At 64.6% G+C, this 9522-nt stretch carries 10 protein-coding genes; 9 read left to right on the plus strand and 1 reads right to left on the minus strand.

What is annotated here, in order from left to right; genetic code table 11:
• Positions 1-393: a hypothetical protein gene (locus tag ACN0X6_RS05185; protein ID WP_160018006.1), complete on the minus strand. Its 393-nt coding sequence runs from the start codon at positions 391-393 to the stop codon at positions 1-3.
• Positions 394-547: 154 nt separating this feature from the next.
• On the opposite strand from ACN0X6_RS05185, the gene ACN0X6_RS05190 reads away from it, so the two are divergent.
• From ACN0X6_RS05190 to ACN0X6_RS05230, 9 genes are all read left to right on the plus strand, one after another.
• A complete protein-coding gene (locus tag ACN0X6_RS05190; RefSeq protein WP_012018520.1) occupies positions 548-862 on the plus strand; it encodes a hypothetical protein in 315 nt (104 codons plus the stop codon).
• A 385-nt stretch (positions 863-1247) separates the two neighbouring features.
• Positions 1248-2531: a CmpA/NrtA family ABC transporter substrate-binding protein gene (locus ACN0X6_RS05195; protein ID WP_417702601.1), complete on the plus strand. Its 1284-nt coding sequence runs from the start codon at positions 1248-1250 to the stop codon at positions 2529-2531.
• Positions 2532-2543: 12 nt separating this feature from the next.
• Positions 2544-3395, plus strand: a complete 852-nt coding sequence (ntrB, locus tag ACN0X6_RS05200) for a nitrate ABC transporter permease (RefSeq protein ID WP_417702602.1) — start codon at positions 2544-2546, stop codon at positions 3393-3395.
• Between the two features lie 181 nt (positions 3396-3576).
• Positions 3577-4368, plus strand: a complete 792-nt coding sequence (locus ACN0X6_RS05205; RefSeq protein WP_417702603.1) for an ABC transporter ATP-binding protein — start codon at positions 3577-3579, stop codon at positions 4366-4368.
• Positions 4369-4463: 95 nt separating this feature from the next.
• Positions 4464-5153 (plus strand): polysaccharide lyase family 7 protein, encoded by a 690-nt coding sequence (locus tag ACN0X6_RS05210; protein WP_417702604.1) that lies wholly within the window; start codon positions 4464-4466, stop codon positions 5151-5153.
• A 48-nt stretch (positions 5154-5201) separates the two neighbouring features.
• Entirely contained in the window at positions 5202-5645 is a 444-nt protein-coding gene (locus tag ACN0X6_RS05215) for a thioesterase family protein (RefSeq protein ID WP_417702605.1), read from the plus strand.
• Between the two features lie 140 nt (positions 5646-5785).
• Positions 5786-5959, plus strand: coding sequence for a hypothetical protein (locus ACN0X6_RS05220; protein WP_417702606.1), 174 nt, complete (start codon positions 5786-5788; stop codon positions 5957-5959).
• 393 nt (positions 5960-6352) lie between these two features.
• Complete coding sequence (locus ACN0X6_RS05225) at positions 6353-7564, plus strand: nitrate/nitrite transporter (protein ID WP_417702607.1); 1212 nt, start codon at positions 6353-6355, stop codon at positions 7562-7564.
• Positions 7565-7674: 110 nt separating this feature from the next.
• A complete protein-coding gene (locus ACN0X6_RS05230; RefSeq protein WP_417702608.1) occupies positions 7675-9342 on the plus strand; it encodes a protein kinase domain-containing protein in 1668 nt (555 codons plus the stop codon).
• The last annotated feature ends 180 nt before the right edge of the window (positions 9343-9522 follow it).

Consider the following 9522-nt stretch of genomic DNA (forward strand, 5'->3'; position numbering starts at 1 on the left):
TCAACCGGAATAATCCAGGGCCGTCCAGGCTCGGCTCAGGCCCTGCGCGAGCACGCAGCCGGGCTGGCTCAGTTGCTCGTTGAAGGCGGCCGGCAACAGCGTGGTTTCACCCTCTGCAGCGCCATGGCGTTCGGTCAGCCACTGCAGCTTGCCGCAGTTGGGCGTTTCGATCACGTAGCTGGCGGCAATGTTGGAGTGATGGCTGGGCAGTCGAATCACGTCGAGCACCCTGCCCGCCTCCTCGACGCGCTGACCATCGGAAACCAGTACGGCCCAGGCCTGTTCGCCCTCGATCACCAGGTACGCACCGTTGGCCTGTGGCCGATCTATCTGCGGTTGCGCGCAGCCGCTGAGCAGGGCCAATAGCACAATCGTCATCAGCATCTGTTGCATTGCCAATACCCCCTTGCAAGGCGCCCACCTTCAGGCAGTGGACGGGTTGTTGTCACCTAAGTGAGGCCAATATCACTCAATACTGTTTATTTGTACAGTACTTTTCGATTAGGCTAGATCACAGGCAAATGATCGATTGCACAGGAGCGCCATCATGCTGGACGTACTGCAGCTGAAACACCGAGTGAACCGCATGCCGCTGGAGCGGGTGCGCGAGATGGTCGAGGAACTGCAACTCGAAGGCATCGTCACCGAGAGCCGCACCCCCTTCAATCGCCAGCACTTCAATACCTGCTTCGCCGAGATCGAGGCGCTGCTGCAGCGTGCTGGCTACCACCGCCAGCTGGATGTGGTCGGCTATCAGGGGCTGGCCTATGCACTGTTCGACCCGGCTCGCTGGGAAGCCGTCGAAGTGCTGCGCTGGCTGCGCGACTTCGTCGAGGAGGCTCGCGTTCAACCGGCTTCCTGAGCCGGTGAGACGAACCAAAAAGGCTCAACAGCGTCCGCTCATGCACGGCATTGGCTCAGTCGCGTGCAGAGCGAGCCCCGCGTGCGCTGACTCCGCTCGCTGCTAAATCACCTCATAAAACATCTGCAACTCTTTGATTATCAAAACCAACCATTGATCGAGCGGCATTCGGTTTGCGCCTGCCAGGCGCCGTATGCCGTTGCTCGGGCGTTGGCCATGAAAGCTGGCAAGCCCCTTGCTAAGTCCCTGTCAACCATCCTGCGTAGCACGCCAACGGCGGCGGGCCGAGGATCACGGACAACGGCGTCCGTCAGGTCACCTTCATTTCATGGAGGTGGCCTGGCGTACGCCGTTTTTGTTTATGCGCCTGACAAGGACTAGACCCATGACCGATCGTGATTCGAACAAGCCCCTGGCCACCAGCCGCCGTCACTTCCTCAAGCAATCCATCGCCCTGGCCGGTGCCGTGAGCGGCATCGCCGCACTCGGCCTGTCAGCGCCGGCTTCGCTGCGCAGCGCGGCCTGGGCGGCCGGCTCCGATGCGCCGGAAAAGGCCGCGCTGACCGTCGGCTTCATTCCCCTGACCGATTGCGCCTCGGTGGTGGTCGCCGCCACCCAGGGTTTCGGCGAGAAGTACGGCCTGACCATCAATCCAAGCAAGGAAGCCTCCTGGGCTGGCGTGCGCGACAAGCTCAACACTGGCGAACTGGATGCCGCCCATGTGCTCTACGGCATGATGTATGGCGCCCAGCTCGGCCTGGCGGGACCACAGCGGGACATGGCGGTGCTGATGGGGCTGAACCAGAATGGCCAGGGCATCACCCTGTCCAAGCAACTGCGCGAGGCTGGCGTGAGCAACGGCGCGCAACTGGCCGAGCATGTGAAGAAAGGCGGCACGCCGCTGACCTTCGCCCAGACCTTCCCCACCGGCACCCACGCCATGTGGCTGTACTACTGGCTCGGCAGCCTGGGCATCAACCCGATGAGCGACGTGAAGACCATCGTCGTGCCGCCGCCGCAGATGGTCGCCAACATGCGCGTCGGAAACATGGATGGCTTCTGCGTCGGTGAACCCTGGGGCGCGCGGGCGATCTTCGACAAGATCGGCTTCACCGCCACTACCACGCAGCAGATCTGGCCGGACCACCCGGAGAAGGTGCTCGGCACCACCCGCGCCTTCATCGAGCAGTACCCCAATGCCGCCCGCGCACTGATCATGGCGATTCTCGACGCCAGCCGCTTCATCGAGGCCAGCGAGGAGAACCGCAAGAGCACCGCCAAGCTGATTTCCGGCAAGGCCTACGTCAACGCGCCGGTGCAGGTGATCGAGCCGCGCTTTCTCGCTCAGTACGAGGACGGCCTCGGCAACAGCTGGAAGGACGAACACGCCATGGCCTTCTGCAAGAACGGCAGCGTCAACTTCCCCTATCACTCCGATGGCATGTGGTTTCTCACCCAGTTCAAGCGCTGGGGCCTGCTCAAGGACGCGCCGGATTACGCTGCCGTGGCCGCGCAGATCAACCAGACCGCGCTTTACGCCGAGGCCGCTGGCGCCCTCAAGCTGGCGCTGCCGGGCAGCCCGCTGCGCAGCAGCACGTTGATCGACGGCGTGGTCTGGGACGGCAGCAATCCAGCCGCCTACGCCGACTCCTTCACCATCAAAGCCTGACCGGAGGTGAGCATGAATGCGCCCCTGAAAACACCGCTGCTGCCAATCGCCAAGCCGCGCCTCTCTGCGCGGGCCATGCTGCCCAGCGCCGCTGCACTGGGCAGCCTGCTCAAGGCCGGCATCGCCCCGCTGCTGGGCATCATCGCCTTCATCGGTTTCTGGTCGCTGCTGGCGCAGTACAGCGAGGGCCTGCCGGGCCCCTTTAGCACCTGGCAGGCCGCCCTGGTGCTGTTCGCCGACCCTTTCTACGACAACGGCCCCAACGACATGGGCATCGGCTGGAACATCCTCAACTCGCTCGGCCGAGTTGGAGTCGGCTTCGGCCTGGCGGCGCTGGTGGGTATTCCCCTGGGGTTCGCCATCGGCCGCTTCGCCTTTCTCGCCGGCATGCTGGCGCCGATCATCAGCCTGCTGCGCCCGGTATCGCCGCTGGCCTGGCTGCCGATCGGCCTGCTGGTATTCGAGGCCGCCGGCCCGGCATCGATCTGGGTGATCTTCATCAGTTCGATCTGGCCGATCATCCTCAACACCGCCGCCGGTGTGGCCAGCGTGCCACAGGACTACCTCAACGTGGCCCGCGTGCTCAAGCTGTCTGAATTCAAGGTGCTGACGCGCATCCTGTTTCCCGCCGTACTGCCGCACCTGATGACCGGCATCCGCCTGGCCATCGGCGTGGCCTGGCTGGTGATCGTCGCCGCCGAGATGCTCACCGGCGGCATCGGCCTGGGCTTCTGGGTGTGGGACGAGTGGAACAACCTCAACGTCGAGCACATTCTCATCGCCATCATCATCGTCGGCCTGGTGGGCCTGGCGCTGGAGCAGATGCTGCTGTTGATCGCCAAACGCTTCGACTACGCAAGCTGAAGAGGCGCGTTCGGCCAACTCGTAGCCCGCATGCAATCCGCGAATGCGATCTCCGTTTCCCCGGATTGCATCCGGGCTACGCAACCTACAAGTCAATTCAACAATAGACGCCAAGTCTTTGTTTTAAATGAACGTGTCTCTGATTCAATCCGGGGCACTGCGCCAGAACGGGAGAACTCCGATGGACAAATTCGTGGAGCTGACCGCTGTCAGCAAGCACTTCGACACCAAGAAAGGCCGCTTCCAGGCACTGGCAGACGTCAACCTGAGCATCGCCCGCGGCGAGTTCGTGGCGCTGATCGGCCACTCCGGCTGCGGCAAATCCACCGTGCTCAACCTGATCGCCGGTTTGCTCGACGCCAACGAAGGTGGACTGATCTGCAATGGCCGCGAGATCGACGGCCCCGGCCCTGAGCGCGCCGTGGTGTTCCAGAATCACAGCCTGCTGCCCTGGATGACCTGCTTCGGCAACGTCCACCTCGCCGTTGAGAAAGTCTTCGGCGCACGGGAAAGCAAGGCCCAGCTCAAGGCCCGCACCGAGCAGGCGCTGAACATGGTCGGCCTCGGCCATGCCATGCACAAACACCCCAACGAGATCTCCGGCGGCATGAAGCAGCGCGTCGGCATCGCCCGCGCCCTGGCCATGGAGCCCAAGGTGCTGCTGATGGACGAGCCGTTCGGCGCCCTCGATGCCCTGACCCGCGCGCACCTGCAGGACGAGCTGCTGCGCATCGTCGGGCAGACCCAGAGCACCGTGGTGATGGTCACTCATGACGTCGACGAGGCCGTGCTGCTGTCCGATCGCATCGTGATGATGACCAACGGCCCGGCCGCCACCGTCGGCGAAATCCTCGCCGTCGATCTGCCGCGCCCGCGTGATCGTCTGGCGCTGGCCAACGACCAGCAGTACCACGCCTACCGCAGCGCCGTGCTGGAGTTTCTCTACCAGCGCCAGCAACGCCCGGCCGCCTGAGAATCAAACCGCTCTGGCTCAAGGGCTGGGGCGGTTGAACCTCTGGCCCGGTGCAGGGACGAACAAGGGCCCTAAACCGACAAGCAGAGAATCCCGTGCTCGACCTCACCACCTGGAATCTGTCGATTCCCACCGAACCGGCGCCGACCACCATCACCACCGAACGGCTGAATAATGGCTATGAAAGTCGCTACTTTCGGCGCAATGCCGACGGCAGCGTGACCTTCTGGGTGCCGGTCACCGGCTCGACCACCGCCGACGCCCGCTATCCACGCAGCGAGCTGCGCGGAACCCAGCACGACGGCAGACTCGACAACTGGCTCCATGCCAGTTCGGACAGCTATCTCAGTGCCGTGCTGCAGGTCGACCAGGTGCCCAGCCGCAACAAGGTGGTGATCGGCCAGATCCACAGTACCGACGTGCCGGGCAGCCAGAACGACCCGCTGCTCAAGCTGCAATATCACTATCGACGTGGCGTTGGCCGCGTGGAGCTGCTGCTGCGCGCTCGCCCAGGCGACAGCGACGTGCAAAACATCCTGCTGGCCGAGAACATCCAGCTTGGCGAACGCTTCGGCTACGACCTGCGTGTCACGCCCAGCGGACGCATCGGCATCAGCGTGGCCAGCACCGATGGCGACAAGGGCTCGCTCTACCGCCAGTTGAGCAGCAGCTGGAGCAAGCAGTACCTGTACTTCAAGGCGGGCGCCTACATCCAGGACAATTCCGGACCGGATAGCGAAGGTGGCCGGGTCACGTTCTATCACCTCAACAGCCTGCACCGCTGAGGAACGCGGCGGTTTACAATCGCCGCCCTCTTAGACGAAGGCTCGACCATGGCACGCCTGACCCTCGATTTTCCCGAAGACCAGTACTGCTACAGCACCCACCTGACCGTGCGCGTTACCGACATCAACGGTGCCAACCATCTGGGCAATGACTCGATGATCTCGATGATTTCCGAGGCACGCGCACGTTTTCTCTTCGAGTTCGGCATCCGTGAAACCGATGGCAGCGGCACCGGTATCATCGTCACCGACCTGGCCACCACCTACCGCGCAGAAGCTCATGCGCGCGACCAATTGCTGTTCGAAGTCGGCGTGATGGATTTCAACCGATATGGCGGTGACATCACCTTCCGCATCACCCGTCCGGCCGACGGCACCCTGGTGGCCATGGCCAAGTCCGGCTTCGTGTTCTTCGATTATCGTCAGTCGAAGGTGGTGCCAATGCCGGAAGCCTTCAGCGCCAAGTTCCCCAAGGTCAATCGGCTCGACTGAGTCAGCGATTGCAATGCTTCAGGGCTCCGGGCAAACAGGCGTCTGGCAAAACTTGCACAGTTATTGCTGCTAATAACGTGACACATTGTCATTCGTCTGCTACGCCTAGGTCAGATCAGAAAAAAAAGGGGGGATCGAGGATGACCGACACCTACCGCCGTGCCCGTCAGGCGGGGCTGCTCAGCAATCTGCTGGCACTCGCCCTGCTGACCGCGCCGCTACCCACTCACGCAACCAGCGTTGCCCAGCTTTCCAGCGTGCACTCACAGGCCACGCTCAGCACGCCGCAGCGCTCGCCCCATTCGGGAGCATAGAACGCGCAAACGCCTCGTTTTACGGCAGAACTGCGTGCGCTGAAGCGGTGTAACGCCTGATCCCAGGGCCTCTGCTCGGTTGGCTCGGCTCTTGCTTATTCCCCCGCACCAGGTAGCCAACGGCGGCCACCTCCCTCACGACAAAGACGTCGCCTCACCTCGCCTTCATGGCCTGTGGTGAAGCGGCGTTTTTTTTTCGTGTTCGCCCCAGTGACCGGGGCCGGCGCAGGCATCGCGATCCGAGCCTGCACTGCAATCGCGCAAACCTGCTGTGGCTTCGGCCGCAGGGCTCTGCACCACAAGTGCACGGCCTTCCCGGCAGGCGCGGCCGCCGTGTCCACGACCACGGTTCGCCGCGCCTGGCCGGGCTCCTTCTCGCTGATGAGGTGATCGATGAATACAAGTTTCTGGAAAGCCGGCCACGCCCCCACCCTGTTTGCCGCCTTCCTCTATTTCGACCTGAGCTTCATGGTCTGGTACCTGCTCGGCCCACTGGCGGTGCAGATCGCTACCGACCTCGACCTCAACGCCCAGCAACGCGGCCTGATGGTGGCCACGCCGATTCTCGCCGGCGCCGTGCTGCGTCTGCTGATGGGCTTTCTCGCCGACCGCCTGTCGCCGAAAACCGCCGGCCTGCTCGGCCAGGTGGTGGTGATCGTCGCGCTGTTCTGCGCCTGGCAGATCGGCATCGGCAGCTACGAGCAGGCGCTGCTACTCGGCCTGTTCCTCGGCTTCGCCGGCGCGGCGTTCGCCGTCGCCCTGCCGCTGGCCTCGCAGTGGTACCCGCCGCAGCACCAGGGCAAGGCCATGGGCATCGCCGGCGCTGGTAACTCCGGCACCGTGCTTGCGGCGTTGTTCGCCCCTGGCCTGGCGGCGCTGTCCGGCTGGCAGAACGTCTTCGGCTGGGCGCTGATCCCGCTGCTGGCAACCCTGGTGATCTTCGCCCTGCTGGCCCAAAACGCACCGGAGCGGCCCAAGCCCAAGGCCGTAGGCGACTACCTCAAGGCCCTCGGCGACCGTGACAGCTGGTGGTTCATGTTCTTCTACAGCGTCACCTTCGGCGGCTTCATCGGCCTGGCCAGCGCCCTGCCCGGCTACTTCAGCGATCAGTACGGACTGAGCCCGGTGACCGCCGGTTACTACACCGCCGCCTGCGTCTGCGCCGGCAGCCTGCTGCGCCCGCTGGGCGGCGCTCTGGCCGACCGCATCGGCGGCATTCGTACATTGCTGATGATGTACAGCATCGCCTCGCTGTGCATTGCCGCGGTGGGCTTCAACCTGCCCAGCGCGGCCGCCGCCCTGGCCTTTTTCGTCGCCGCCATGCTCGGCCTTGGCGCCGGCAATGGCGCGGTGTTCCAGCTGGTACCGCAGCGTTTTCGCAGGGAAATCGGCGTGATGACCGGGTTGATCGGCATGGCCGGCGGCATCGGTGGCTTCTTCCTTGCTGCCGGCCTGGGCACCATCAAGCAGCACACAGGCGACTACCAGCTGGGTCTTTGGCTGTTCGCCAGCCTCGGTGTACTGGCCTGGATCGGCCTGCATGGAGTCAAGCAACGCTGGCGCACCACCTGGGGTAGCGCTGCGGTCACAGCCGCACGGGTGTGATTCGAACCTCGACGCTGCGCCGTATCCGTAGGGTGCGCCGGTTTGCGTCGAGCCTGGTGCGCACGGCGCACGACGTACCCTACGCTCCAACGATCTACGGAAACCGCATCATGGCCCTGCAACTGAGCATCGGCGAAACCAGCGCCACCGGCCCGCGCAGCGAGAACCAGGACGCTCTGCGTGTGGTCACCCCTGCGCCAGGCCTGGCCGCCAGCAAAGGCTATCTGCTGGGCCTGGCCGATGGCGTCAGCCAATGCGCCGACGGCGGCCTCGCCGCGCGCGCGACCCTGCAGGCGCTGGCGCTGGACTACTACTCAACGCCGGAAACCTGGCCGGTACAGCACAGCCTGGACCGCCTGCTGATCGCACATAACCGCTGGTTGCAGGCCAATGGTGGCGGCCAGCCGCTGCTGACCACCCTCACCGCTCTGGTGCTGCGCGGCCGTCGCTACACCCTGGCGCATATTGGCGACAGTCGCGCCTACCTGTGGCGCGACGGCCAACTGCTGCGCCTGACCGAGGACCACGTCTGGGAACAGCCGGGCATGCAGCACGTGCTCAAGCGTGCCATGGGCCTGGATCAGCACCTGGTGGTGGACTACCGCGACGGCGAGTTGCAGGTCGGCGACCGCTTCCTGCTGGTCAGCGACGGCGTCTGGGCCTGCCTCAGCGACAAGCGCATCGGCGAGTTGCTGCAACGAGACGATGACGCTGAAGCGATCTGCCAGACGCTGGTCGACGAGGCGCACCGCGCCGGCAGCCAGGACAACGCCAGTGCCCTGCTGGTGCACATCGACCGGTTGCCAGAGGCGGCGCTGGCCGACACCCTGGCCCAGCTCGAGCACTGGCCGCTACCGCCACGTCTGCGCAACGGCCAGGAGTTCGAGGGTTGGCAGGTCGAGCGAATGCTCGGTGAATCGCGCCAGTCGCTGATCTACCGAGTGCACGACGCGGACAACCAGCCCTGGCTGCTCAAGACCCTCCCGCCCAGCCGCGCCGGCGATGAGCAGGCCGGCCCGGGGCTGCTGCAGGAGGAATGGTTCCTGCGCCGCGTCGCCGGTCGCCACTTCCCCGAGTTGCATGCCCTGCCGCAGCGCCAGCACCTGTATTACGTGCAACGTGAATACGCCGGCCAGACCCTCGCCGCGCGCGTGCAGCAGCACGGCCCACTGAGCCTGGCGGACTGGCTGGACCTGGCGCCGCGCCTGATCAAGGCCCTCGGCCTGCTGCACCGACGCAATATCCTCCACCGCGACATCAAGCCGGAGAACCTGTTGCTCGGCGACGACGGCGAGTTGCGCGTGCTCGACTTCGGCCTGGCGTACTGCCCCGGCCTGACCCGCGACGAGGCCCACAGCCTGCCCGGCACGCCCAGCTATATTGCCCCCGAAGCCTTCGCCGGCAGCCCGCCCAATGCGCAGCAGGATCTCTACGCCGCGGGCGTGACGCTGTATCACCTGCTCACCGGCCACTATCCCCACGGCGAAGTCGAGGCCTTTCAGCACCCGCGCTTCGGTCAGCCGGTGCCGGCCAGCCGCTACCGCCCGGACTTGCCTGCCTGGCTCGACGAGGTCTTGAACCGCGCGGTAGCCGCCACCCCAGCGCAGCGCTTCGAGACTGCCGAAGAATGGCTGCTGGCCCTGGAAAGTGGCGAACGTCAGTCTCTGAACAACCGCCCGCGACCGCTGCTGGAGCGCGAGCCGCTGCTGGTGTGGCGCAGCGTGGCGCTAGTGTCGCTGCTGCTCAACCTGCTGCTGACGTTCCTGCTGCTCAAATAGCCGGCTGCGCACCAAAGCGGCGCCAACCGCCTCGCAAAGGTGCAAAAAACCACTCCACAGATCCAGCCAAATGGCTGAAAAGCCTGAAAAACCCTGATCTGATCGAGTTGGCACAAGGTCTGCATTCGCACTGCCACAAACTACATAAAGTGCGACCTTCAACGAAGAAGGCTGCACTTC

Source organism: Pseudomonas sp. (assembly GCF_048269965.1).
Lineage (GTDB): Bacteria > Pseudomonadota > Gammaproteobacteria > Pseudomonadales > Pseudomonadaceae > Aquipseudomonas.

What these genes read in the sequence shown, in the direction of transcription:
- ACN0X6_RS05185 (WP_160018006.1), bottom strand. Translation starts at nt 393, where the DNA reads ATGCAACAGATGCTGATGACGATTGTGCTATTGGCCCTGCTCAGCGGC.
- ACN0X6_RS05190 (WP_012018520.1), top strand. Translation starts at nt 548, where the DNA reads ATGCTGGACGTACTGCAGCTGAAACACCGAGTGAACCGCATGCCGCTG.
- ACN0X6_RS05195 (WP_417702601.1), top strand. Translation starts at nt 1,248, where the DNA reads ATGACCGATCGTGATTCGAACAAGCCCCTGGCCACCAGCCGCCGTCAC.
- ntrB (WP_417702602.1), top strand. Translation starts at nt 2,544, where the DNA reads ATGAATGCGCCCCTGAAAACACCGCTGCTGCCAATCGCCAAGCCGCGC.
- ACN0X6_RS05205 (WP_417702603.1), top strand. Translation starts at nt 3,577, where the DNA reads ATGGACAAATTCGTGGAGCTGACCGCTGTCAGCAAGCACTTCGACACC.
- ACN0X6_RS05215 (WP_417702605.1), top strand. Translation starts at nt 5,202, where the DNA reads ATGGCACGCCTGACCCTCGATTTTCCCGAAGACCAGTACTGCTACAGC.
- ACN0X6_RS05220 (WP_417702606.1), top strand. Translation starts at nt 5,786, where the DNA reads ATGACCGACACCTACCGCCGTGCCCGTCAGGCGGGGCTGCTCAGCAAT.
- ACN0X6_RS05225 (WP_417702607.1), top strand. Translation starts at nt 6,353, where the DNA reads ATGAATACAAGTTTCTGGAAAGCCGGCCACGCCCCCACCCTGTTTGCC.
- ACN0X6_RS05230 (WP_417702608.1), top strand. Translation starts at nt 7,675, where the DNA reads ATGGCCCTGCAACTGAGCATCGGCGAAACCAGCGCCACCGGCCCGCGC.